21 protein-coding genes are annotated in these 23,305 nt (G+C 67.5%); 13 read left to right on the top strand and 8 right to left on the bottom strand.

Features of this window, described 5'->3' with window-relative positions:
* Window positions 1-8: 8 nt before the first annotated feature.
* Entirely contained in the window at window positions 9-428 is a 420-nt protein-coding gene (locus ABIB42_RS15145; protein ID WP_071361496.1) for a methylglyoxal synthase, read from the bottom strand.
* Between the two features lie 378 nt (window positions 429-806).
* On the opposite strand from ABIB42_RS15145, the gene ABIB42_RS15140 reads away from it, so the two are divergent.
* The 11 genes from ABIB42_RS15140 (at window position 807) to ABIB42_RS15090 (ending at window position 12,633) form a co-directional block, all read left to right on the top strand.
* The gene (locus ABIB42_RS15140) at window positions 807-1,634 is read left to right on the top strand and encodes a DUF2182 domain-containing protein (protein ID WP_005665526.1); all 828 of its coding nucleotides are present in this window, start codon (window positions 807-809) and stop codon (window positions 1,632-1,634) included.
* Window positions 1,635-1,703: 69 nt separating this feature from the next.
* Complete coding sequence (locus ABIB42_RS15135) at window positions 1,704-2,429, top strand: YebC/PmpR family DNA-binding transcriptional regulator (RefSeq protein ID WP_005665525.1); 726 nt, start codon at window positions 1,704-1,706, stop codon at window positions 2,427-2,429.
* Window positions 2,430-2,441: 12 nt separating this feature from the next.
* Entirely contained in the window at window positions 2,442-3,707 is a 1,266-nt protein-coding gene (gene purD, locus ABIB42_RS15130; protein WP_005665524.1) for a phosphoribosylamine--glycine ligase, read from the top strand.
* A 131-nt stretch (window positions 3,708-3,838) separates the two neighbouring features.
* The gene (hemF, locus tag ABIB42_RS15125; protein WP_005665523.1) at window positions 3,839-4,750 is read left to right on the top strand and encodes an oxygen-dependent coproporphyrinogen oxidase; all 912 of its coding nucleotides are present in this window, start codon (window positions 3,839-3,841) and stop codon (window positions 4,748-4,750) included.
* The gene (locus ABIB42_RS15120; protein WP_219861173.1) at window positions 4,747-5,433 is read left to right on the top strand and encodes a nicotinate-nucleotide adenylyltransferase; all 687 of its coding nucleotides are present in this window, start codon (window positions 4,747-4,749) and stop codon (window positions 5,431-5,433) included. The genes hemF and ABIB42_RS15120 overlap by 4 nt, the downstream gene beginning before the upstream one ends.
* A complete protein-coding gene (rsfS, locus tag ABIB42_RS15115) occupies window positions 5,433-6,149 on the top strand; it encodes a ribosome silencing factor (protein WP_005665521.1) in 717 nt (238 codons plus the stop codon). The genes ABIB42_RS15120 and rsfS overlap by 1 nt, the downstream gene beginning before the upstream one ends.
* A gap of 8 nt (window positions 6,150-6,157) precedes the next feature.
* Entirely contained in the window at window positions 6,158-6,628 is a 471-nt protein-coding gene (gene rlmH, locus ABIB42_RS15110; protein WP_071361491.1) for a 23S rRNA (pseudouridine(1915)-N(3))-methyltransferase RlmH, read from the top strand.
* A gap of 41 nt (window positions 6,629-6,669) precedes the next feature.
* Window positions 6,670-7,287 (top strand): Maf family protein, encoded by a 618-nt coding sequence (locus tag ABIB42_RS15105; RefSeq protein ID WP_071361490.1) that lies wholly within the window; start codon window positions 6,670-6,672, stop codon window positions 7,285-7,287.
* Window positions 7,288-7,356: 69 nt separating this feature from the next.
* Complete coding sequence (rng, locus tag ABIB42_RS15100; RefSeq protein WP_071361489.1) at window positions 7,357-8,820, top strand: ribonuclease G; 1,464 nt, start codon at window positions 7,357-7,359, stop codon at window positions 8,818-8,820.
* Between the two features lie 322 nt (window positions 8,821-9,142).
* Window positions 9,143-11,554, top strand: coding sequence for a catalase (locus ABIB42_RS15095; protein WP_219861183.1), 2,412 nt, complete (start codon window positions 9,143-9,145; stop codon window positions 11,552-11,554).
* 113 nt (window positions 11,555-11,667) lie between these two features.
* The gene (locus ABIB42_RS15090; RefSeq protein WP_005665514.1) at window positions 11,668-12,633 is read left to right on the top strand and encodes a zinc ribbon domain-containing protein; all 966 of its coding nucleotides are present in this window, start codon (window positions 11,668-11,670) and stop codon (window positions 12,631-12,633) included.
* 7 nt (window positions 12,634-12,640) lie between these two features.
* Here the strand turns inward: ABIB42_RS15090 and ABIB42_RS15085 are convergent, their stop codons facing one another.
* Genes ABIB42_RS15085 through ABIB42_RS15070 form a run of 4 tightly spaced genes read right to left on the bottom strand, consistent with a single transcriptional unit; the run spans window position 12,641 to window position 15,718 of the window.
* Window positions 12,641-13,444 (bottom strand): extracellular solute-binding protein, encoded by an 804-nt coding sequence (locus ABIB42_RS15085; RefSeq protein ID WP_184237168.1) that lies wholly within the window; start codon window positions 13,442-13,444, stop codon window positions 12,641-12,643.
* 31 nt (window positions 13,445-13,475) lie between these two features.
* Window positions 13,476-14,129: an energy-coupling factor ABC transporter ATP-binding protein gene (locus ABIB42_RS15080; RefSeq protein WP_005665511.1), complete on the bottom strand. Its 654-nt coding sequence runs from the start codon at window positions 14,127-14,129 to the stop codon at window positions 13,476-13,478.
* Entirely contained in the window at window positions 14,126-14,833 is a 708-nt protein-coding gene (locus tag ABIB42_RS15075; protein ID WP_005665510.1) for an ABC transporter permease, read from the bottom strand. Before ABIB42_RS15075 ends, ABIB42_RS15080 begins: the two co-directional genes overlap by 4 nt.
* On the bottom strand, window positions 14,834-15,718 hold the full coding sequence (locus tag ABIB42_RS15070) for a formate dehydrogenase accessory sulfurtransferase FdhD (protein WP_184237319.1): 885 nt from the start codon (window positions 15,716-15,718) through the stop codon (window positions 14,834-14,836).
* Between the two features lie 195 nt (window positions 15,719-15,913).
* Here ABIB42_RS15070 and ABIB42_RS15065 point away from each other — a divergent pair, with 195 nt between their 5' ends.
* Window positions 15,914-17,413, top strand: coding sequence for a class I adenylate-forming enzyme family protein (locus ABIB42_RS15065; RefSeq protein ID WP_273163358.1), 1,500 nt, complete (start codon window positions 15,914-15,916; stop codon window positions 17,411-17,413).
* Between the two features lie 39 nt (window positions 17,414-17,452).
* On the opposite strand, the gene ABIB42_RS15060 is transcribed toward ABIB42_RS15065, so the two are convergent.
* The gene (locus tag ABIB42_RS15060) at window positions 17,453-17,689 is read right to left on the bottom strand and encodes a hypothetical protein (protein ID WP_040775231.1); all 237 of its coding nucleotides are present in this window, start codon (window positions 17,687-17,689) and stop codon (window positions 17,453-17,455) included.
* A 287-nt stretch (window positions 17,690-17,976) separates the two neighbouring features.
* Between ABIB42_RS15060 and ABIB42_RS15055 the strand changes: the two genes are divergently transcribed.
* Window positions 17,977-20,238, top strand: a complete 2,262-nt coding sequence (locus ABIB42_RS15055; RefSeq protein WP_429248594.1) for a family 1 glycosylhydrolase — start codon at window positions 17,977-17,979, stop codon at window positions 20,236-20,238.
* Between the two features lie 27 nt (window positions 20,239-20,265).
* Here the strand turns inward: ABIB42_RS15055 and msbA are convergent, their stop codons facing one another.
* Together msbA and ABIB42_RS15045 are read right to left on the bottom strand one after the other, a co-directional pair.
* Entirely contained in the window at window positions 20,266-21,990 is a 1,725-nt protein-coding gene (gene msbA / locus ABIB42_RS15050; protein ID WP_273163354.1) for a lipid A export permease/ATP-binding protein MsbA, read from the bottom strand.
* A complete protein-coding gene (locus tag ABIB42_RS15045; protein WP_314439995.1) occupies window positions 21,980-23,236 on the bottom strand; it encodes an O-antigen ligase family protein in 1,257 nt (418 codons plus the stop codon). Before ABIB42_RS15045 ends, msbA begins: the two co-directional genes overlap by 11 nt.
* Between the last annotated feature and the right edge of the window lie 69 nt (window positions 23,237-23,305).

Genomic DNA, 23,305 nt, shown 5'->3' with positions numbered 1-23,305 from the left:
CAGGTGGGTCAAACGGCGCTGCGCACGCCCATCAGTTGCGACAGCACCAGGCGCGCGGTCGAGACGTTGGTCGCGCACGGGATATTGTGCACGTCGCAGGCGCGCACCAGGGCGTTGATGTCGGGTTCGTGCGGCTGCGGCGTCATCGGGTCGCGCAGGAAGATCACGCAATCGATCAGGCCGTCGACCAGCAGGGAACCGATCTGCAGGTCGCCGCCGACCGGCCCCGAATGCTTGCGCTCGACGTTCAGGCCCAGCTCGTTGATCAGGCGCCCGCCGGTGGTGCCGGTGGCCGACAGGGCGCAGCCCTGCAGGAAGGCGCGGTACTCGGCGGCGAGCGAGATCATGTCGTCCTTCTTCTTGTCGTGCGCGATCAGGGCGATGCGAGGCATGTTCGGAGCTGCAGCGGTCGGGGTCGTGATGGTCATGTCGAGGGCGGCGGTCGGTGTGGTCGGGACCTCATAAGAATACCGCATTCGACCACGCGGTCACATAAACCACCGACGGAGCGATGACGTTCTGAAAGAGATCAAGATCGGCGCAAGGCTGTGGCGGCAACGCCGAAGTTCGCCGTCACGACGGGGTCGATCGCGGCGGTGCAGCATCGCGCCTGTGGCAAGGGAGTTGCACCGCTGGCGTCATCGCCAGGGCTCATCCGGCGATGGCGGCCTCGGCGTCAAGACGCATCCGGCCGCGCCCGCCGAACGGGTTTGACGCGCGCGCGGTCGAACCCATGCATTTCAACCAAAAGGAGAATCCATCATGACCTGCAAGACCGAGCGCACGGGTCCACCGGGAGCGCCGCAATGAACCTGAGTGACATCGAAGCACGGCTTGGCCGCGACCGATTCGTGCTGCTGGTCCTGATCGTCGTATCGCTGCTGGCCAGCCTGTGCTGGGCCGGCCTCGTGCTGGGCGGCCTGGTGCTCAGCAGCCAGCCTCTCGCTGCGGACGCGGCAGCCGGCGCCGCGCGCACCGCGGGTGCGGCCAGCGCGGGTGGGGCCAGCGCAGCCATGGCCGCGCCCACCCTGGCCTACCAGGCCGGCCAGCTGGCGCTGGTCTTCCTGACCTGGGCCGGCCTGTGCACGGCCATGATGCTGCCGCTGGCCAGTCGCGCCACGGTGCTGTTCGCGCGCCTCGCCGGCGAGCATGCGGCCCAGCGGGCGCGCCTGCGCACCGGCCTGTTCGTGCTCGGCTACCTGGGCGCCTGGACCGGTTTCGCGCTGCTGGCCGCGATCGCCCAATGGACGCTGCACGAGTCCGACCACGGCGGCGCCGTGCGCCACCCGCTTCTGCTCGGCCTGGCCATGGTGGCGGCCGGCGTCTACCAGTGGACACCCACCAAGCATGCCTGCCTGGAGCACTGTCGGGCGCCCCTGCCCGGCATCCTGGCCGGCTGGCGCGACGGTCTGCCCGGGGCGTTCTGGCGCGGCGCCGCCCACGCCCGCCAGTGCCTGGGCTGCTGCTGGCTCCTGATGCTCCTGCTGCTGGCCACCGGCCCGGACAACCCGGCCGCGATTGCCGTCGTCGGCCTGTTCGTGCTGGCCGAGATCCGCCTCGTCGGCGGCCACTGGATCGCCTGTGCGGGCGGCTTGGCGCTGCTCGCCCTGGGGACCCGACTGTTGTTTCCTTGAGCGATTTTGCGAGGGGGGCCTATGCTAGAATATCGGCCACTCTTGCATACCGTCTAAGGAATTCTCGACATGGCTGGACACAGCAAATGGGCCAATATCAAGCATAAGAAAGCCGCTACCGACGCCAAGCGCGGCAAGATCTGGACGCGCCTGATCAAGGAGATCACCGTGGCCGCGCGCATGGGCGGGAGCGACATCGCTTCCAACCCGCGCCTGCGCCTGGCGGTCGAGAAGGCCGCGGACGCGAATATGCCGAAGGATAACGTCACCCGCGCGATCCAGCGAGGCTCGGGCGAGCTCGAAGGCGTCAACTACGAGGAAGTGCGCTACGAAGGCTATGGCATCGGCGGCGCGGCGATCATCGTCGACTGCCTGACCGACAACCGTGTCCGCACCGTGGCCGAAGTGCGCCACGCCTTCAGCAAATTCGGCGGCAATATGGGCACTGAAGGCTCGGTCGCCTTCATGTTCAAGCACACCGGCCAGTTCCTGTTCGCGCCGGGCGTCGACGAAGACAAACTGATGGAAGCCGCGCTCGAAGCCGGCGCCGACGACGTCATGGCCGACGAAGAAGGCGGCTTCGAGGTGCTGTGCGATCCGCACGCCTTCTCCGCCGTGAAAGAAGCCCTGGAAGCCGCCGGCTTCAAGGCCGAAGTGGCCGAAGTCATCATGAAGCCCGCCACCGAGACCGTGTTCACGGGCGAGGACGCGGTCAAGATGCAGAAACTCCTCGATGCGCTGGAAAACCTGGACGACGTCCAGGAAGTCTTCACCAACGCCGTGATCGAAGAATAATTGGTAGCGAATATGAAAATCCTCGTAGTCGGCTCGGGCGGCCGCGAACACGCGCTGGCGTGGAAACTGGCCCAATCGGAACGCATCCAGACGGTCTTCGTCGCGCCCGGCAACGGCGGCACCGCGCTCGACGATCGCCTGGTGACGGTCGACGTGCTTGAGCCGGAGGCGCTGGCCGACTTCGTGGTGCGCGAAGGCGTGGCCCTGACCCTGGTCGGCCCGGAAGCGCCGCTGGCGGCGGGCATCGTCAACCTGTTCCGCTCGCGCGGCCTCAAGATCTTCGGCCCCACCCGCGAGGCGGCCCAGCTCGAGAGCTCGAAGGACTTCGCCAAGGCCTTCATGCACCGCCACGGCATCCCGACCGCGAAGTACGAAACGTTTTCGGATGCCGCCGCGGCCCACGCCTACATCGACGCCAACGGCGCGCCGATCGTCATCAAGGCCGACGGCCTGGCGGCCGGCAAGGGCGTGGTGGTCGCGATGTCGCTGGACGAAGCCCACGCTGCGGTCGACCACATGCTGTCCGATAACGCCTTCGGCGACGCCGGCGCCCGCATCGTGATCGAAGAATTCCTGGCCGGCGAGGAAGCCAGCTTCATCGTCATGTGCGACGGCAAGAACGTGCTGGCGCTGGCCACCAGCCAGGACCACAAGCGCCTGAAGGACAACGACCAGGGCCCGAACACGGGCGGCATGGGCGCCTACTCGCCGGCGCCGATCGTGACGCCGTCGATGCATGCGCGCGTGATGCGCGAGATTATCAACCCGACCATCCAGGGCATGGCGCGCGACGGCATCCCGTTCACCGGCTTCCTGTACGCCGGCCTGATGATCGACAGCGACGGCAACCCGCGCACGCTCGAATTCAACTGCCGCATGGGCGACCCGGAAACCCAGCCGATCATGGCGCGCCTGAAGAGCGACTTCGCGACCGTGCTGGAACACGCCTGCAACGGCACCCTCGACACGGTCGAGCTGGAATGGGACCGCCGCACCGCCGTGGGCGTCGTGATGGCGGCCGCCGGCTATCCGGACAGCCCGCGCAAGGGCGACGTCATCGACGGCATCCCGCAAGAAGCGCCGGAATGCATCACCTTCCACGCCGGCACCCGCCTGGTGGACGGCAAGCTGCAGACCAGCGGCGGCCGCGTGCTGTGCGTGGTGGGCCTGGGCGACAGCGTCAAGATGGCGCAGAAGCAGGCGTATGAAACCGTCGAGAGGATCCACTTCAATGGCGCGCAGTACCGGCGCGACATTGGCTGGCGCGGCGTCAAGTAAAGCCGCCCTCAGAAGGCTTTTCCGAGCCTGCCCCGGCAGGCTCCACGCCTTTCGCAACCAACGCCAGATGTAGCTATTTCGTGGGCCGGTGTACAATCGGCCCACTTTTCATTCCCAGTCGGTCACTCTTCATGTCTTCCCCCAATCCCGCCGCCATCAAGGCCTGGCTGCTCGAGCTCCAGGCGCGCATCGTCCACGGTCTCGAACAGGTCGACGGCAAACCGTTCCTGCGCGAAGAATGGCAGCGCCCCGAAGGCGGCGGCGGCATCTCGCGCCTGGTCGAGGAAGGCAATGTCCTCGAACGGGGCGGCGTCAACTTCTCGCATGTGCGCGGCGCCACGCTGCCGGCGTCGGCCACCGCCGTGCGTCCGGAACTGGCCGGCCGCGCCTGGGAAGCGATGGGCGTGTCGCTGGTGCTGCATCCGCGTAACCCCTACGCTCCGACGGTGCACATGAACGTGCGCTTTTTTGAAGCGACCGCGCCCGGCAAGGAACCGGTCTGGTGGTTCGGCGGCGGCATGGACCTGACCCCGTATTACGGCGAAGTCGAGGACGCGCGCCACTTCCACCAGGCCTGCCGCGACGCGCTGGCGCCGTTCGGAGACGAACTGCATCCGCGCTTCAAGACCTGGTGCGACGACTACTTCTACCTGAAGCACCGCAAGGAACCGCGCGGCGTGGGCGGCATCTTCTTCGACGATTTCAACGAGCTCGGCTTCGAGCAATCGTACGCCATGGTGAGGACCGTCGGCGAGCGCTTCCTGGACGCCTATTTGCCGATCCTGCAACGCCGCAAAGATCAGGCTTATGGCGAACGCGAGCGCGACTTCCAGGCCTACCGGCGCGGCCGCTACGTCGAGTTCAACCTGGTGTGGGACCGCGGCACCCTGTTCGGCCTGCAGTCGGGCGGGCGGACCGAGGCGATCCTGATGTCGATGCCGCCGATCGTCAAATGGCGCTACGACTGGCATCCCGAACCCGGCAGCCCCGAGGCACGGCTGTACTCCGACTTCCTGGTGCACCGGGACTGGCTGGCGCCGTGACCCTGGCCGCCGGCGCGTCCGGGCGCAACCGCTGCGTCGCCGTCCTCGGCGGCAGTTTCGATCCGGTGCACCAGGGCCACGTCGCACTGGCGCAGCTGTTCGCCAGCCTGTTGCGGCCGGACGCCTTGCGCATCCTGCCGGCCGGCCAGCCGTGGCAGAAGAACGGCCTCGAGGCCAGCGATGCCGACCGCGTCGCGATGCTGGAACTGGCTTTCGAGGCCTTGAAGAGCCCGAGCCTGCCGGTCACGATCGACCTGCAGGAAATCGAACGGAAAACGCCAACGTATACGGTCGAAACCCTGCGCGCATTGCGCGCGGAACTGGGCCCGCGCACCTCGATCGTGTTCCTGATGGGCGCCGACCAGTTGCGCAAGCTCGACAGCTGGAACGAGTGGCGCGAACTGTTCGCGCTTGCCAACCTGGGCGTGGCGACGCGCCCCGGCTACGACCTGGCGCAGGAAGCATTGCCGCCGGTGGTGGCCCAAGAACTGTCGACGCGGCTTGCAACGCCCGACACCGTGCGCCTGCTGGCGCACGGAAAAGTCTGCCTTGCGCCGACGTTGGACGTGGATCTCTCGTCCAGCCAGCTGCGCGCGGCCTTGCAATCCGGCGCGGATGCAAGCGCGCTCGGTATGGCGCAAGTGCTAGACTATATTCAACAACATAACCTGTACAAAAACTAATGGATATCAAGAAACTGCAAACCCTCGTCGTCGACGCCCTGGAAGATGTGAAGGGCCAGGACATCGTCCTGTTCGACACGACTCACCTGACCAGCCTGTTCGACCGCATCGCCGTGGTCTCGGGTACGTCGAACCGCCAGACCAAGGCGCTGGCCGCCTCGGTGCGCGACAAGGTCAAGGCGGCGGGCGGCGACGTGGTCGGCCTGGAAGGCGAAGACACCGGCGAATGGGTGCTGGTCGACCTGGGCGACATGATCGTCCACATCATGCAGCCGGCCATCCGTCAATACTACCGCCTCGAGGAAATCTGGGGCGAGAAGCCGGTCAAGCTGGGCGCCGCCAAGCGCAAGTCGACCGCTGAAGGCATCGAAGCCGACGCCGTCAAGCCGAAGTCGAAGCACCTGGCCGCCAACCAGGCGCAGGAAGAAGCCAAGCCGGTCAACGAACGCAAGCCGGCCGCCAAGCGCGCGACCAAGGCCGCGGCCACGACCGAGACCGCCGCCAGGAAACCGGCCGCCAAGAAAGCCGCCGCCAAGGCGGTCCCGACCGGCAAGACCGTGAAGGTCGCCCCGAGCAAAACCGAAGTCGCCGCCGTCGAAGCGACCAAGGCCAAGCCGCCGAAGCGCGTGAGCAAGGCTGCCGCACCGAAGGCCGCCCCGGCCGCCGATGCGCCGGTCAAGAAGGTGATCCGCCGCATCAAGAAGGACGCTGAATAAGGGTTCTCATGCAGTTGATCATTGCCGCGGTCGGCCACAAGATGCCGGCCTGGATCGAGTCCGGCTTCACCGAGTACACGAAGCGCATGCCGCCCGAGCTGCGCATCGTGCTCAAGGAGATCAAGCCGGTCGAGCGCTCCGGCAGCAAGACCGCGGCCACCGCGATGGCGCTCGAGCGCGAGCGCATCGAGGCGGCCTTGCCGAAGGGCGTGCGCATCATCGCCCTGGACGAGCGCGGCAAGGACCTGACCAGCGTCGGTCTGTCGCAGCAACTGGAAACCTGGCAGCGCGACGGCCGCGACACCGCCTTCCTGATCGGCGGGGCCGACGGCCTCGATCCCGAACTGAAGGCGCGCGCCGAAGGACTGATCCGCATCTCCAGCATGACCCTGCCGCACGGAATCGTCCGGGTCATGCTGGCGGAACAGCTCTACCGCGCCTGGTCGATCACCCAGAACCATCCTTACCACCGGGTCTGAAGCGGCCCGGCATCAGTCAAGAACAGCGGTCAAGAACAGCGATGAAAAACCAGCACAATAAAATCTACCTCGCTTCCAAGAGCCCGCGCCGGCGCGAACTGCTGCGCCAGATCGGGGTCGACTTCGAACTGATGCTGCTGCGCAGCGACCCGGGCCGCGCGGTCGACGTCAGCGAGGATGTGCTGCCGGGCGAAGACGTCCACGCTTACGTGGCGCGCGTGGCGCGGGCCAAAGGCGCCTTCGCCTTCAACCTCCTGCTGCAGCGGCGCCAGCCGCTGCGGCCGGTGCTGACGGCCGACACCACGGTCACCATCGACGGCGAGATCCTCGGCAAGCCGGCGGATAACCGCGAGGCGGTCGCCATGCTGGAGCGCCTGTCCGGCCGCACCCACCAGGTGCTGACCTCGGTGGCCGTGCATTCCCAGCACGTGGCCGAGCAGGTCACGCAAGTGTCGAACGTGCGCTTCGCCACCCTCACCCCGGCCCGGATCAGGGCCTATTGCGCCACGCTGGAACCCTACGACAAGGCCGGCGGCTACGGCATCCAGGGTCCGGCGGCGCTGTTCATCGAACACATCGAGGGCAGCCATTCGGGCATCATGGGCTTGCCCTTGTTCGAGACCGCCAACCTGCTGCGCAAGGCGGGCCTGGCAATCTGATTCCACCGCTTCGGCCCCACGGCCGGCGCGTGTATCATGTCACCCTGAACAATACGCACGGCAGGGTCCATGAACGAAGACATCCTCATCAACATCACACCGCAGGAAACGCGCGTGGCGCTGGTCTTGCAGGGCGCGGTACAGGAGCTGCACATCGAGCGCACGCTCACGCGCGGGTTGGCGGGGAACGTCTATCTGGGCAAGGTGGTGCGCGTGCTGCCGGGGATGCAGTCGGCCTTCATCGACATCGGCCTGGAGCGCGCCGCTTTTCTCCACGTGGCCGACATCTGGGAAGCGCGCAGCCACGACGGCGGCAACGCCCCGCCTACCCCGATCGAAAAACTGCTGTTCGACGGCCAGGTGCTGACCGTGCAGGTCATCAAGGACCCGATCGGCACCAAGGGCGCGCGCCTCTCCACCCAGATCTCGATCGCCGGCCGCATGCTGGTGTACCTGCCGCAGGACCACCACATCGGCATCTCGCAGAAGATCGAAAAGGAAGCCGAGCGCGAACGCCTGCGCGCGCACCTGCAAAGCCTGCTGCCGGCCGAGGAAAAAGGCGGCTACATCGTGCGCACGATGGCCGAGGAAGCGTCGAGCGACGACATCGCCGCCGACGTCGACTACCTGCGCAAGACCTGGGGCGCCATCGTGCAGGGCGCGCGCACCCTGCCGCCCACCACCCTGCTGTACCAGGACCTGAGCCTGGCCCAGCGCGTGCTGCGCGACTTCGTGCACGACGAGACGGCCAGCATCCAGGTCGACTCGCGCGAGAACTTCCTCAAGCTGGCCGAATTCGCCCAGGTCTACACCCCGAGCGTGCTGTCGCGCATGGCGCACTACACCGGCGAGCGGCCGCTGTTCGACCTGTACGGCGTGGAAGAGGAAATCCTGCGCGCCCTCGGCCGGCGCGTGGACCTGAAATCGGGCGGCTACCTGATCGTCGACCAGACCGAGGCGATGACGACCATCGACGTCAACACCGGCGGCTATGTCGGCGGCCGCAACTTTGCCGACACGATTTTCAAAACCAACCTGGAAGCGGCGCACGCCATCGCGCGCCAGCTGCGCCTGCGCAACCTGGGCGGCATCATCATCCTCGACTTCATCGACATGGAGAACAACGAGCACCGCAACGCGGTGCTGGCCGAGCTCAAGAAAACCCTGGCGCGCGACCGCACCAAGGTCTCGGTGAGCGGCTTCTCGGCCCTGGGCCTGGTCGAGATGACGAGGAAGCGCACCCGCGAATCGCTGGCCCACATCCTGTGCGAGCCCTGCCCGGCCTGCTCGGGCAAGGGGCAGGTGAAGACCAGCCGCACGATCTGCTACGAGATCCTGCGCGAACTGCTGCGCGAAGCCAAGCAGTTCAACCCGCGCGAATTCCGCATCGTCGCCTCGCAGGAGGTGGTCGACCTGTTCCTGGAAGAAGAATCGCAGCATCTCGCCATGCTGGGCGACTTCATCGGCAAGCGCATTTCGCTGCAGGTCGAGAAGGGGTATCACCAGGAACAGTACGACGTCATCCTGATGTAGGTCCGGTGCCGGGCATCCGGTTCGGCCGGGGCCGCGTAGTTCACGACGCGACGGCCAACCGAAGGGTAAACCCATGCAGGGCCTGCGTCACCCCATCCTGCCGCATTTCGCCGTTGCCCTCGCCTTCGCTACGTCAAATGGCTGCGCTCGCTCGAGGTGCGCCAAGTCGTGGACCGAGCTTGCAATAGCCATCCACTATCAACCCGATAGAAATAATTTGATGCATTTATTGCATTGTGTGTGTCATCTCACAGAGATAGGTTTTCTTGCTGAGCTATGTTGTTGAGGTTATTTCATAACCCTACAACCAGCGAGGACAAGAATGACCACTTCCAACCATTCCAGCCCTGTCGATGGCGCCGGCTCGATCCTGAGCACCGTTTCCGGTCCCTCGGACGCCGATCCACCGAAGAGCCTGGGTGTCAGCAACCCGGTCGCCGACCGCCTGCTCGACAAGATCCCGTCCGAGCAGGAACTGGCGGCCGACCGCCCCTATAACGCCACCAAGGCCAGCGAATACGGCGAGGCGGCGCGCACGCCGACTGAAGGCGAGCAGTTCAAGCCGTCGACGCATGCCGCCACCGGCAGCACCGCCAGCGAGATCATCGCCAACGACAAGGTGGGCGACGGCAATCCGCCGGAGGGCGAGAACCCGACCACGGACCCGCTCGACCGCGTGCGCGTCGACCCTGCCAAGCGCCACCTGACGACCAACCAGGGCGTGCCGGTCGCCGACAACCAGCACTCGCTCAAGGCCGGCCTACGCGGCCCGACGCTGCTGGAAGACTTCATCCTGCGCGAAAAGATCATGCACTTCGACCATGAGCGCATTCCCGAGCGCGTGGTGCATGCGCGCGGCTCGGCCGCCCATGGCTATTTCGAGGCCTATGAAGACTTGAGCGACCTGACGCGGGCGGTGCCGTTCTCGAAGAAGGGCAAGCGTACCCCGGTGTTCGTGCGCTTCTCGACCGTGGCCGGCGAGCGCGGCTCGACCGATACCGCGCGCGACGTGCGCGGCTTCGCCGTCAAGTTCTATACCGAGGAAGGCAATTGGGACCTGGTCGGCAACAATATCCCCGTGTTCTTCATCCAGGACGCGATGAAGTTCCCCGACCTGGTGCATGCCGCCAAGCCGGAACCGCACCACGCCATGCCGCAGGCGGCCACCGCCCACGACACCTTCTGGGACTTCGCCTCGCTGTCGCCCGAGATCGCGCACATGCTGCTGTGGACGATGTCCGACCGCGCCATCCCGCGCAGCTACCGCACCATGCAGGGCTTCGGGGTGCACACCTTCCGCTTGGTGAACGCGCAGGGCGAATCGCGCTTCGTGAAATTCCACTGGACGCCGCTGGCCGGCACCCACTCGCTGGTGTGGGACGAGGCGGTGCGCATCTCGGGCGCCGATCCCGACTTCCACCGGCGCGACCTGTGGGAAGCGATCGAAGCCGGCAACTTCCCCGAGTACGAACTGGGCCTGCAGATCTTCACCGAAGAGCAGGCCGCCAGCTTCCCGTTCGACGTGCTCGACCCGACCAAGATCGTGCCGGAAGAAATGGTGCCGCTGCGCCCTGTCGGCAAGCTGGTCCTGGACCGCAACCCCGACAACTTCTTCGCCGAGACCGAGCAGGTGGCGTTCTGCACCTCGCACGTGGTGCCGGGCATCGACTTCACCAACGATCCGCTGCTGCAAGGCCGTAACTTCTCCTATCAGGATACCCAGCTCACGCGCCTGGGCGGCCCGAACTTCCACGAGATCCCGATCAACTCGCCGATCGTGCAGATCCAGAACAACCAGCGCGACGGCTTCCACCGCCAGGCGATCAACCGCGGCCGCGTGAACTACGAGCCGAATTCGCTGGGCGGCGGCTGTCCGTTCCAGGCCGGCCGCATGGGCTTCATGAGCTTCCCCGAGCGCATCAGCGAGGACAAGGTGCGCGGCAAGCCCGAGCTGTTCGCCGACCACTATTCGCAGGCGCGCCTGTTCTGGCAAAGCCAGACGCCGGCCGAGCAGAACCACATCGTCAACGCCTTCCGCTTCGAGCTGACCCGGGTGCAGACGCCGGCGGTGCGCATCCGCACGCTGGCCCTGCTGGCGAACGTCGACGCGGTTCTGGTGGCGCGCGTGGCCGAGGGCCTGGGCCTGGAAGTGCCGCAGCCGCTGCCGCTGGCGACCGATGCGCCGATCCCAACGTACCCGCCGTCGCCCGCGCTGTCGCTGCTGAGCCGCCCGGGCCAGGTCGGCATCAAGGGCCGCCGCGTCGCGGTGCTGGTCGCGAGCGGCGTGGACGACAAGGCGGTCAAGAAGCAATACGCCAGCCTGCTCAAGGACGGCGCCGTGCCGCGCATGGTCGGCAATATGCTGGGCAAGGTGACGGCGGTCGATGGCGATCCGATCGACGTCGAGATCTCGGTCGAGGCCGGGCCGTCGGTGATGTATGACGGCGTGATCGTGCCGGACGGCGCCGCGGCCGCCGAGGCGCTGGCGAAGAATGCCCAGGTGCTGGAATTCCTGCGCGAGCAGTACCGTCACGGCAAGCCGATCCTGGCCTACGGCAGCGGTTCCGACCTGCTGACGAAAGCCATGATCCCGCAGAAGCTGCCCGACGGTTCGGCCGATCCGGGACTGATCCTGGGCGACCCGGCCAATGCCGACGCGGCGCTCGACGCCTTCAAGACGGCCCTGAGCGCGCACCGCGTGTTCGCGCGCGAGACCGATCCGCCATCGGTCTGATCCCGGCCACGGTGGGAAAGAGTTAGTTTCCCACCCGCGCCGATCGTTATAATCGTCCAGCGGCGCCGCGCAGTTCGCGGCGCCGTTTTTTTAACCTGCAGGAAAGACTTCCGATGTTCTGTTCACATTGCGGCGCGCAGATGGCGCCCGACGCCGCCTATTGCTCCGTGTGCGGCAAGGCCGCCGGCACGAGCCCGGTCAACCTGGACAAGCCTTCCGCGCCGGCGCCGCGCATGGATGGCGACATCCCGGACGGCATTCCGGAAGGAGTAAAGGGCTGGAGCTGGGGCGCCTTCCTGCTCAACTGGATCTGGGCGATCGGCAACCGCAGCTGGATCGGGCTGCTGGCGATGGTTCCCTATGTCGGCTGGATCATGGCGTTCTGGCTCGGCTTCAAGGGGCGCGAGATGGCCTGGAAGAACAAGCAGTGGGACAGCCTGGAACACTTCAACCGGGTCCAGCGAAAGTGGTCGCAGTGGGGGATCGGCATCACCATCGCCGCCATCGTCCTGGGCGTGCTGGCCGCCATGCTCGCGCCCGACGTCGACGAGGCCGGCCGCGCGGTCACGGTGCAGCGCGATCAGGACGAAGCGCCGGCGCGGGCGAACGACGCCGCCGTCACCGCGCGCGGCCTCGTCGACAGCAATGCCGACAACCTGCCGGCCTCGCTGTCGACCGTCGCCGGCCTGCTCGACCGCCGCACGAATGCCGACGGCAGCCGCGCCGTCACCCTGGGCGGCAGGGTCTTGTTCAGCGGCGAGGACGCCGGCTGGCAGTTCCCGCTGCGCAGCTTTACGCTCTCGGGCGGCAAGGAGGCGATCCTGATGGCCAGCAGCGGCGGGCGCGGCGCCAGCTGCGAGACCCTGTTCTTCTTCCTGCTGGCCGACGCGTCCGGGCTCAAGCCGACGCCGATGTTCGGCACCTGCGCGGCGCGCGGCAGCTTCGTGCAGCGCGGCGACACGATCGAGCTCGAACTCCCGGACGTCAACGGCGCCTCGACGTTCGTGCTCGAGGATGGCGTCGTGGTCAAGGACGGCCAGGTGGTCAGCCTGACCGGCATGAACGACCCGGCGCGCTGACAGGCTTTTAGCGCAGCGGCGCGAAGAACAGCTGCTCGCCGGCCGGCTTGAACGAGGCGATGCGCGCCTGCCCTTCGGGCGAGGTGATCCACTCGATCAGCTGTTTCGCTCCCTTGTAGTTCACGCCCGCGTGCTTCGCGGGATTGACCGCGATGATGCCGTAGGGGTTGTACATGCGCTTGTCGCCTTCCACCACGATGGCCAGCCCCGTCTTCGCCTTGTAGGCGCCATAGGTCGCGCGGTCGGTCAGCGTGTAGGCGCGCATCTCGGCGGCCATGTTCAGCACTTCTCCCATGCCCAGGCCGGCCGACACGTAGTTGGCGCCCTGCGGCTTGACGGCGGCGCGCTGCCAGTAGCCCTTTTCCATCACGTCGGTGCCCGAGTTGTCGCCGCGCGAGATGAACTTGACGTTCGCGCCGGCGATGCGCTTGAAGGCGTCGACCACGTCCTTCGAGCCCTTGATGCGCGCCGGGTCGGATTCCGGGCCGACCACGATGAAGTCGTTGTACATCACGTCGCGCCGGTCCACGCCCCAGCCTTCTTCGACAAACTTGTCTTCCATCTCGCGCGCGTGGACCAGAGTCACGTCGACGTCGCCGTTTTTGGCCAGTTCGAGCGCCTTGCCGGTGCCGACCGAGATCACGTGGACCTTGGTATTGGTCTTGGCTTCGAACACCGGCAGCAGGTGCTTGAGCAGGCCCGAGTTCTCGGTGCTGGTGGTGGTGGACAGCTTGATCACCTCCTGCGCCAGCAGCGAAGGCGAGGCGAAGGTGGCGCACAGCAGGACGGCGAGCAGTGAACGGCGTTGCATGGTCTTTCTCCTTGTTGTAATGGGACGTGGTTCAGCGTACTTCCAATCGCCCCTCGCGCAGCTTGAGCCGTCGCACGCCGGGCAGGTTGATCAGGTCGCGGTCATGGCAGGCCATCACCACGCTGGCCCCCTGCTCGACCAGGGTCGGGATCAGCCCGATCACCTGCTCGCGCGCCGCGCCGTCGAGGTTGGCCGTGGGTTCGTCCAGCAGCAACAGGCGCGGCTGCAGCACGCGCGCGCGCGCCAGCGCGACGCGCTGCTTCTCGCCACCCGACAGGCGCGCAGGATCGTTGTCGCGCAGGTGCAGCACGCCGGCCCAGGCCATCGCCTCGTCGACCAGGCCGCGCACCAGTTGCCGGTCCACGCCGCGCGCCAGCAGGCCGTAGGCGATGTTGTGGCCGACGCTGGTCGAGAACATGATCGGGTGCTGGTGCACGTAGACGATGCCGCGCCGCAGCTGGCGCGGATACGGGTACAGCGGCAGGCGGCTGCCTTCGAATTCGACCGTGCAGGCGTCGCAACGTTCCAGGCCGCCGAGCATGCGCAGCAGCGTGCTTTTTCCGGTGCCGTTGGCGCCGGTCAGCACGTAGGCGCCGCCCTTCTCGATCTCGAGCCGGGCGACGTCGAACAGCAGGCGCTCGCCGTAGGCCTTGCGCAGGCCGTGCACCGTGAGTAGTGCCGTCATAGCCGGGCCCCGGGGTTGTGCGCCTCGCCCTGCAGCAGCACCAGCACGCCGTTCATCAGCAGCGCCAGGGTCACCAGCACGATGCCCAGCGCGATGCCCTGGGCGAATTCGCCCTTGCTGGTCTCGAGCGCGATCGCGGTGGTGATGGTGCGCGTCTCGCCCTCGATATTCCCGCCCACCATCAGCGCGCAACCGACTTCCGAGATCACGCGCCCGAAGCCGCTGATCACGGCCGCCATCACGCCGTAGCGCGCCTCGTGCAGCACGGTGAACATCACGCGCACACGCGAAGCGCCGTGGGCGAGCGCGGTCTCGGCGTAGCGCGGGTCGAGCGCCTGCACCGCCGCCAGCGTGAAGGCCAGCAGCACCGGCAAGCCGATGATGCATTGTCCCAGCACGATGCCCGGCTGCGAGAACAGCCATTCGAGCCCGCCCAGCGGCCCGCGCCGCGACAGCATCAGGTAGAGCAGCAGGCCGATCAGGACGGTGGGCAGCGACAGCGCGGCCTGGGCCAGCCAGACCGCGATGCGGCGCCCCGGAAAGCGGTGCATGGCGATCAGGTAGCCGAGCAGCACCGCCGGCGGCGTGGCCAGCATCAGCCCCAGCAGGCTGGTCTTGAGCGAGACCCAGACGATGTGCCACAGGGCCGCGTCGCCGCTGAACAGCAGCGCGAAGGCGTGCGCGGTGGCGTCCAGCAGGGCCATCTAATCGCGCAGGTCGGGACGAACGTAGGGCGTATCCAGCAGCTGCGGCTCGAACACCAGGCGTTCATGCCCGGCCAGCAGCAGGAAATGGCGCCCGCTGCAGCGCGCCAGCAGCGACATGCCGACCCGCTCGGCCACCATCTGGCCCATCTGCGTCGTGCCCGAGCGCGACAGCAGGAAGGGAATGCCCATCTGGGCGCCCTTGATCACCATCTCGGACGTGAGCCGGCCGGTGGTATAGAACACCTTGTCGGCGCCCTCCACGCCGTCCAGCCACATCAGGCCGGCGATGGCGTCGACCGCGTTGTGGCGGCCCACGTCCTCGACGAAGTACAGCAATTCGCCGCCCTCCGTGAACAGGGCGCAGCCGTGCACCGAGCCGGCCTGCTTGTACACCGACTGCTGGGTGCGGATGGTGTCGACGATGCGGTAGACGCTCGATTGCGCCAGGCGCGCGTCGGCAGGCAGCGCGATCTGGTCCACTTCGTCCATCAGCCCGCCGAACACCGAGCCCTGGCCGCAGCCGGTGGTGACCACCTTCTTCGCGGTGCGCGCCTCGACGTCCTGGATGCCGTGGCGCGTGATCACGGCCACCGCGTCCACCGACCAGTCGACCTGGATCGACACGATGTCTTCCAGCGCGCGCACCAGGCGCTGGTTGCGCAGGTAGCCCAGCACCAGCGCCTCGGGCGCGCCGCCCAGCGTCATCAGGGTGACCAGCTCGCGCCGGTCGACGTAGATCGTCAGCGGCCGTTCGGCGGGGATGGCGATGCCGGAGCGGCGCCCGCGTTCGTCGATGGCCAGCACCTCGTGGGTCAGGACGGCGCGCGCCTCGGACAGCACCGGCCGGCCGGCCGCAGACCCATGGCGCGCATCCCTGCGCATCACGCTGTGCAACCCGTTGCCGCTTGCGTCCTTCCTGGCCAAGACACTGTCTCCTGTTGGTTGTTGGCGGTTTTACAAAAATAGTATAAACCTCCAGGGCCGGCGCACGGCTGAAATCATTTACTTTTATGCAAGTTCGCTTGCGATGCGCCGCGCCAGGCGGTATAAAGTCTGCCCGTCGATCCACTCACCGTCATGCAGTCCACCGAATTTCGCCGCATCAGCGACATCCTGCGCCATGGCGCCGCCCGTCGCCCGGACGCCCCGGCCCTCGTCGAGGACGGCCGCACCTGGTCGTATGCGCAGCTGGCCGGCGCCGCCGATGCGTATGCGGCGCTGCTGCGCGATCTCGGCGTGCGCCCCGGCGACCGCGTGCTGCTGGTGGCCGAGAACTGCGTGGCCCAGGTGGCGCTGCTGTTCGCCGCCGCCGCCATCGACGCCTGGAGCGTCATCGTCAACGCCCGCCTGAGCGAGGGCGAACTGGACACCATCCGCGCGCACAGCGGCGCGCGGCGCGCGCTCTACCTCACGGCCAGCTCGCCGGACGCCGCCCGCCACGCGGCGCGCAGCGGCGCCCTGCCCTGCGCGGGCGCGGACAGCGTGACTGGCGGCTTGCTGGCCGGCCCGCTCGACACCACCTGCGTGCCCGAGCCGGTGGAAGCGGGCGCCGACCAGGTCGCGGCCCTGATGTACACCACCGGCACCACCGGCCAGCCCAAGGGCGTGATGCTGAGCCACGCCGGCCTGCTGTTCGTGGCCGCGACCTCGAGCCGGCTGCGCGGCCTGAACCCGGAAGACCGCGCCTGGGGCGGCCTGCCGATCTCCCACGTCTATGGCTTGACCTCGGTGCTGCTCGGCACCCTGTACGCGGGCGCTTGCCTGCAGCTGGCGCCGCGTTTCGATGCCCGGGCCCTGCTGGCCGCGATCCGCGCCGGCGAGCTGACCATCGTGCAGGGCGTGCCGGCGATGTATGCCCGCCTGCTGGCGATCGTGGAGGACGCGGCCAGGCCGCTGTCGTCGCGCCTGCGCTTTTGCTACGCCGGCGGCTCGCCGCTCGACCCAAGCCTCAAGCGCGCGGTCGAAGCCGCGTTCGGCCTGCCGCTGCACAACGGCTACGGCCTGACCGAGGGCGGTCCGACCGTCAGCCAGACCCGCCTGGACGCCCCGCGCACCGACACGTCGGTCGGCCTGCCGATCCCCGGCGTCGAGGTGCGCATCGTGGCGCGCGATGGTCTCGACGTGGCGCAGGGCGAGGCCGGCGAGCTGTGGATACGCAGTCCGGGACGCATGCGCGGCTACTACCGCGACCCGGCCGCGAGCAGCGCCGCACTGCGTGCGGAAGGCTGGCTGGCGACCGGCGACCTGGCGCGCCAGGATCCCGACGGCGCCCTGTTCCTGCTGGGCCGCACGCGCGAGCTGATCATCCGCTCCGGCTTCAACGTCTATCCGCTGGAAGTCGAGACGGCGCTGAACGCGCATCCGGCGGTCGTGCAATCGGCCGTGGTGGGCCGGCCGCTGCCGGCGGCCGAGGAAGAAGTGGTGGCCTTCGTCGAGGCGCGCGGGGTCGACGAGGCGGCGCTGCAGGCCTGGCTGCGCCCGCGCCTGGCGCCCTACAAGCGCCCGGCGCGCATCGTGTTCATGGACGCGCTGCCGGCGGCGCCGAGCGGCAAGATCCTGAAGAGCCGCCTGCCGTGACACGTCATTCCCGCCACTGGCGCTATCCCCCCAAGTTCCTTACCTTCGCCGCTTCTTCCAGTTGTAATCGGGGCCGGTGACGTCCACGCCCGGATGCCCGACCACGTCCGGATGCTCCGAGCACATGGTGATGAAGCGCACGCCTTCGCCGGCGCGCTGGCGCGCGCGCAGCGCTTCCATGAACTGCATCGCCGCCACCATCTCGCTGGTATCGAACGATTCGGAATGCGGCTGCGCCCCCTCGTCATCCACGACCGTCCAGTACACCATGTACATGCCTCGTTCCCTTCCATATCATCCTGGCGCACATTGTCGCCCGAACCGCGGGCCGGCGGCGCGCCAACGGTGCAGTAGCGGTTCATGCCGGACCCGACGGCGGTGCCCGGATGTCACAAGCTTCGGGTAAATAGCTGTAAGTCTTTGAGTTATAAAGGGTAAATAAAGAAATGCCTACAGAAAGTAGGATTTGTCCGAAAAGTCCGAATTGTGTTGGCTACTTCACATAGCCCGTTGCACCGGGCCGTTAGGCTGGGATCTGTGTTCATTACGCAGGTACGGACTTCATGAATATTCACACCGACTCTTCCACGCCGGACCTCGCCCTCTGGGGCGGTCTCGAATGCACGGTCAACCGCGTACGCGACAATTACTTCAGCCAGATGGACCGCAACGGCCACGCCGGGCGCCTGCAGGACATCGAACGCTTCGCTTCCCTCGGCATCCAGGCGATCCGCTATCCGGTGCTGTGGGAACGCACCGCTCCCGACGGCGTCGACAAGGCCGACTGGTCGTGGCCGGACGAACGCCTGCCGGCGCTGCGCCAGCTGGGCGTCACGCCGATCGTGGGCCTGGTCCACCACGGCAGCGGCCCGCGCCACACCAGCCTGATCGATCCCGCCTTCCCCGACCTGCTGGCCGAATACGCCGGCGCGGTGGCGGCGCGCTATCCCTGGGTCGAGTACTACACGCCGGTCAACGAGATCTGCACCACGGCGCGCTTCTCGGGCCTGGCCGGGGTCTGGTATCCGCACGGCGGCGACGAAGCCACCTTCATCCGCGCCCTGCTGGTGCAATGCCGCGCCACCGTGCTGTCGATGCGCGCGATCCGCGCCGTCAATCCGCAGGCCAAACTGGTCCAGACCGACGACCTGTCGAAGACCTACGGCACCCCCGAGATGGAAGAGATCACCGGCTTCTTCAACGAGCGCCGCTGGCTGGCCTGGGACCTGCTGTGCGGGATGATCGACGAGAACCACAAGCTGTGGCGTTACCTGCTCGACTCCGGCGCCGGCGAGGAAGAGCTGCGCTGGTTCCGCGACAACCCCTGCCCGCCCGACGTCGTTGGCGTGAACTACTACATCACCAGCGAGCGCTGGCTCGACCATCGTCCCGAGCGCTATCCTGAAACCCATCGCCACGTGTTTCGCGGCGTGCCGCACGCCGACGTCGAGGCGCCGCGCGCGCTGGCCACGCCCACGCCGGGGATCGCCCCGCTGCTGATGGAGACCTGGGAACGCTATGGGCTGCCGATCGCCATCACCGAAGCCCATATCGACGCCAACCGCGAAGACCAGATGCGCTGGCTGCTCGAGATCTGGAATGCCGCGCTCAAGGCGCGCCAGCAAGGCGCCGACGTGCGCGCGGTCACGGTGTGGGCCCTGCTCGGCTCCTTCGACTGGAACTGCCTGGTGACCGAATGCCGCGGCTACTACGAGCCGGGCCCGTTCGACGTGCGCGGCCCGGCGCCGCGGCCGACCGCGGTCGCCACCCTGATGCGCGAGCTGGCCAGCAAGCGGCCGCTGTCCAATCCGGTGCTGCAGGGCGAAGGCTGGTGGCGCCGGCCGGGCCGCTTCCTGTGCAAACCAGTCGCGACCCGCACCGCGGTGGCCGACATCGCCGTGCGCAGCCAGTTCAAGTCGAGCCCCGTGCAGCCGATCCTGATCTCGGGCGCCAGCGGCACCCTGGGCTCAAGCTTCAAGCGCATCTGCGAAAAGCGCAACCTGGCCTGTCACGTGCTGACGCGCCAGGAGATGGACATCACCGACCCGGCCTCGGTGGAAGCGGCGATCGTGCGCTTCAAGCCGTGGGCGATCGTCAATGCCGGCGGCTACGTGCGGGTCGACGAGGCCGAAGCCGACTTCGACCGCTGCATGCGCGAAAACACGCTGGGCCCGACCGTGCTGGCGCTGGCCTGCATCCGCCATGCGCTGCGCTTCATGACCTTCTCGAGCGACCTGGTGTTCGACGGCGCCAGGGAACAGCCGTATGTCGAGTCCGACCTGGCCAACCCGCTCGGCGTGTACGGCCGCAGCAAGCTGGAGGCCGAGCAGCGCGTGCTGGACGCCGATCCGCAGGCGCTGGTGATCCGCACCAGTTCCTTCTTCGGCCCCTGGGACCAGCACAACTTCGTGACCCAGGCCCTGAACGCGCTCGACGTCGGCCTGCCGTTCCAGGCGGCGAGCGACGTAACGGTGTCGCCGACCTACGTGCCGGACCTGGTCAACGTGTCGCTCGACCTGCTGATCGACCGCGAACGCGGGATCTGGCACCTGACCAACGGCGAGGCGGTCAGTTGGTTCGAGCTGGCCCGGCGCGCCTGCGCGGCGGCCGGCGTCTCGAGCGAGCGGCTTCAGGAAGTCTCGGTCGAGGAGTGCGGCTACGCCGCGCGCCGGCCGGGCTACAGCGCCCTGAGCAGCGAGCGCGGCCTGCTATTGCCGTCGCTGGACGATGCGCTCAAGCGGTATGTGGAAGCGGTGCAGGAAAGGGCCAATGGCGTCAGCCTTGGCCACGAGCAGGCGGGGGAAGCGGCGCATTACGCGCGCTGAGCGCGCCGGCACGTGGGGCGGCGGTGGTTATTTGGCCTCGGCCGTGAACTGCAGGTGATACAGATTGGCATACATGCCCTTCAGCGCCAGCAGTTCGTCATGCGTCCCCTGCTCCACGATGCGCCCGGCCTCCATCACCACGATGCGGTCGGCGCGTTCGATCGTCGACAGGCGGTGCGCGATCACGATCGTGGTGCGGCCGGCCATCAGGGTGTCGAGCGCCGCCTGCACCGCGCGTTCGCTCTCGTTGTCCAGCGCCGACGTGGCCTCGTCGAGGATCAACAGCGGCGCATCCTTGTAGATCGCGCGCGCGATCGCCACCCGCTGGCGCTGGCCGCCCGACAGGCGCGAGCCGTTCTCGCCGATGCGGGTGTCGATGCCGTCCGGCAGGCGCGCCACCACGTCGGTCAGGTGCGCGGCGCGCACCGCCGCCGCCAGGCGCTCGTAGTCGACCTGCTCGGCGCCGTAGGCGATATTCGCCGCCAGCGTATCGTCGAACAGCACCACGTTCTGGCTCACCATCGCCAGCTGGCCGCGCAGCGAGGCCAGCCTGATGTCGGTGTACGGCACGCCGTCGAGCAGCAGGCGGCCGGCTTCCGGATCGTAGAAGCGCGTGACCAGGTTCACGAAAGTGGACTTGCCGCCGCCCGACACGCCCACCAGCGCCACCGTCTGCCCCGGCTTGACCTCCAGCGAGATGCCGTTCATGGCCGGGTTCAGCGCGTTCGGATAGCGGAACACCACGTTTTCCAGCACCAGGTGGCCTTTGGCGCGACCCAGTTCGCGGCTGCCGGTGTCGGCCTCGGGCTCCGAATCGATGATCCCGAACACCGTCTCGGCCGCCGCCATCCCGCGCTGCATCGGGCCATTCACCTCGGCCAGCGATTTCAGGGGCGTGAGCAGCATCAGCATCATGGTCACGAACTGGGTGAATTCGCCCACCGTCATGTCGGCCTGGATCGCCAGCACAATGACCAGGGAAAGCGCCAGCGAGGTCGCGATCTGGGTCACCGGGGTGGTGGCGGCGAAGGCCACCGTCATGCGCTGCGAGAAGCCGCGCAGGGCTTCGCTGCGCTTGTGGAAGCGCTGGCGCTCGTACTTCTCGCCCGAGAACACGCGGATCACCTGGTGGCCGCGCGCGGCTTCCTCGACCACGCCGGTCATCTCGGCGGTGACGCGCTGGCTCTCGCGGTTCAGGTTGCGCAGGCGCTTGGTGGTGGTGCGCACGATGACGGCGGTCAGCGGGATCACGATGATGGCGACCAGGGTCAGCTTCCAGTTCAGGTACAGCAGGGTGCCGAGCAGGCCGATCACCACCAGCACGTCGCGCACGCAGGCCACGAACACCGACTGGATCATGTCCACCACCTGGCGCACGTCGTTGACCACGGTGTTGATGATCTTGCCCGTCGATTCGTCCTGGTAGCGCGCCACCGGCAGCCGCAACACCTTCTCGAAGGCCATCGCGCGCATGTCGTTCAGCACGCGCGACAGCACCCAGTTGTTGAAGTAGGCGGTGCCGAAGGTACCGATGCCGCGCAGGATGAAGATCGACACCAGGATCGCCGGGATCCACCACAGGCTGAAGTCGATGTTCTCCTTGAAGCCGTCGTCGAGCAGGACCTTGAGCGCCTCGCCCAGCAGCGGCTGGGTGGCGGCCGTGATGGCCATCGACAGCAGCGCCATCCAGGCGCGCGATTGATACGGTTTGACCAGCCCAAGCAGGCGCCGGACGATGAGGTTAGTTTCCACGTTGTTCAACCTTTGCTTCCCTCGCCGGCTGGGCGGCCAGGCAGAATCCCATGAGCAGGAACACCATCAGCGCATAGAACATGCTGCCCTTGAGGGACCAGAAAATGACTTCGGTCAGGCCGAAGCTGAAGTAACACAGCACCACCAGCATGCCGGCCAGCGCCGGCGCGAATTGCGGCAGGCTGGCGCCCAGCGCGCGGTCCGCGCTGCTGCGCCCCAGCTGGCGCGCGAAGAAGACGAAAGGCGCCGCCAGGATACCGATCCAGGCCGCCAGCCCGAACACGCCGCCGGTGGCGAGCGCCTGCAGTGCGTCATTATGCAGGTGTTCGAGCGACAGGATCGCCGGATCGAGCGTGCCCTGTTCCACCAGGCGGCGGATCTCGGCGCGCACCGTGTTGCGGTCCAGGCCGAACAGCGGCCGCTCCTCGATCAGGATCGCCGCGCCCTTCCACAATTCGAGCCGGGTGCCGACGTTGGTGAAGACGTTGCCGCCGTCGACCCAGGTCTGGACGTCGTCCACGCCCTGCAGCGCGCGTTCCTGCATGCCGGTGGCCGGCACGAAGAAGGCGGCGCCGACCAGGGCGAAGCTGCCGGCCAGCAGCAGGCGCACCTTGCGGCTCTTCAGCAGCTGGGCATAGCTCAGGAACAGCAGCGCGGCCAGCGCCAGCGCGACCCAGGCGCCGCGGGTGCCGGTCAGCATGCAGGCGGCCAGCCCGGCCAGCGCCCCGATCCCGGCCAGCATCGCCTTGCGGGTATGGTGGCGATAGTCGATCGCCGCCGTCAGCGCCACCAGGCCCAGCACCAGCGCCAGGTCGCCGAAGGTGATCGCGTTCAGGAAGCCGCCGGGGCGCTCGACCTGCAGCACGATGCGCTGCCAGGCGACGAAGGGCAACGCGGCCACGCTGCCGGCCACCACGCCCCACCACAGGGTGGCGGGCGACGGCCGCGCCAGCAGGACCAGGGCCATGCAGCTCAGGCCGAGCAGCATGCGCGAGGGCTTGTCGAGGAAATCGAGGCCGGCTTCGGGCCGGACCAGCACGGCCACGATGGCCAGCGCGAACTGGAACCAGAAGGCGGCGACCACCCAGCGGATCTCTTTCCAGTGCGGCGTCAACGCCGCCCAGGCCTTGCGCGGCACGCACAGGGCCGTCAGCAGGAACAGGAGGCTGGAAAATCCGATGCCGGAAGGGGTGGTCAGGCTAAGGAAGGGAAACAGGAACACCTGGAAGCCGATCCAAACCTGCATTGGCTCCCGGGACATCATCGGCTTATTGTTCATTCAGGTTCTTGTGGGATATTCTTGCGGCCTAGGCCT

It is taken from the genome of Massilia sp. UYP32 (assembly GCF_050434365.1).
Taxonomy (GTDB): Bacteria; Pseudomonadota; Gammaproteobacteria; order Burkholderiales; family Burkholderiaceae_D; genus Telluria; species Telluria timonae.
The sequence above is the reverse complement of the archived record's forward strand: the minus strand, read 5'-3'. Positions and strand labels throughout refer to the sequence as shown.

What these genes read in the sequence shown, in the direction of transcription:
- ABIB42_RS15145 (WP_071361496.1), bottom strand. Translation starts at nt 428, where the DNA reads ATGACCATCACGACCCCGACCGCTGCAGCTCCGAACATGCCTCGCATC.
- ABIB42_RS15140 (WP_005665526.1), top strand. Translation starts at nt 807, where the DNA reads ATGAACCTGAGTGACATCGAAGCACGGCTTGGCCGCGACCGATTCGTG.
- ABIB42_RS15135 (WP_005665525.1), top strand. Translation starts at nt 1,704, where the DNA reads ATGGCTGGACACAGCAAATGGGCCAATATCAAGCATAAGAAAGCCGCT.
- purD (WP_005665524.1), top strand. Translation starts at nt 2,442, where the DNA reads ATGAAAATCCTCGTAGTCGGCTCGGGCGGCCGCGAACACGCGCTGGCG.
- hemF (WP_005665523.1), top strand. Translation starts at nt 3,839, where the DNA reads ATGTCTTCCCCCAATCCCGCCGCCATCAAGGCCTGGCTGCTCGAGCTC.
- rsfS (WP_005665521.1), top strand. Translation starts at nt 5,433, where the DNA reads ATGGATATCAAGAAACTGCAAACCCTCGTCGTCGACGCCCTGGAAGAT.
- rlmH (WP_071361491.1), top strand. Translation starts at nt 6,158, where the DNA reads ATGCAGTTGATCATTGCCGCGGTCGGCCACAAGATGCCGGCCTGGATC.
- ABIB42_RS15105 (WP_071361490.1), top strand. Translation starts at nt 6,670, where the DNA reads ATGAAAAACCAGCACAATAAAATCTACCTCGCTTCCAAGAGCCCGCGC.
- rng (WP_071361489.1), top strand. Translation starts at nt 7,357, where the DNA reads ATGAACGAAGACATCCTCATCAACATCACACCGCAGGAAACGCGCGTG.
- ABIB42_RS15095 (WP_219861183.1), top strand. Translation starts at nt 9,143, where the DNA reads ATGACCACTTCCAACCATTCCAGCCCTGTCGATGGCGCCGGCTCGATC.
- ABIB42_RS15090 (WP_005665514.1), top strand. Translation starts at nt 11,668, where the DNA reads ATGTTCTGTTCACATTGCGGCGCGCAGATGGCGCCCGACGCCGCCTAT.
- ABIB42_RS15085 (WP_184237168.1), bottom strand. Translation starts at nt 13,444, where the DNA reads ATGCAACGCCGTTCACTGCTCGCCGTCCTGCTGTGCGCCACCTTCGCC.
- ABIB42_RS15080 (WP_005665511.1), bottom strand. Translation starts at nt 14,129, where the DNA reads ATGACGGCACTACTCACGGTGCACGGCCTGCGCAAGGCCTACGGCGAG.
- ABIB42_RS15075 (WP_005665510.1), bottom strand. Translation starts at nt 14,833, where the DNA reads ATGGCCCTGCTGGACGCCACCGCGCACGCCTTCGCGCTGCTGTTCAGC.
- ABIB42_RS15070 (WP_184237319.1), bottom strand. Translation starts at nt 15,718, where the DNA reads ATGCGCAGGGATGCGCGCCATGGGTCTGCGGCCGGCCGGCCGGTGCTG.
- ABIB42_RS15065 (WP_273163358.1), top strand. Translation starts at nt 15,914, where the DNA reads ATGCAGTCCACCGAATTTCGCCGCATCAGCGACATCCTGCGCCATGGC.
- ABIB42_RS15060 (WP_040775231.1), bottom strand. Translation starts at nt 17,689, where the DNA reads ATGTACATGGTGTACTGGACGGTCGTGGATGACGAGGGGGCGCAGCCG.
- ABIB42_RS15055 (WP_429248594.1), top strand. Translation starts at nt 17,977, where the DNA reads ATGAATATTCACACCGACTCTTCCACGCCGGACCTCGCCCTCTGGGGC.
- ABIB42_RS15045 (WP_314439995.1), bottom strand. Translation starts at nt 23,236, where the DNA reads ATGCAGGTTTGGATCGGCTTCCAGGTGTTCCTGTTTCCCTTCCTTAGC.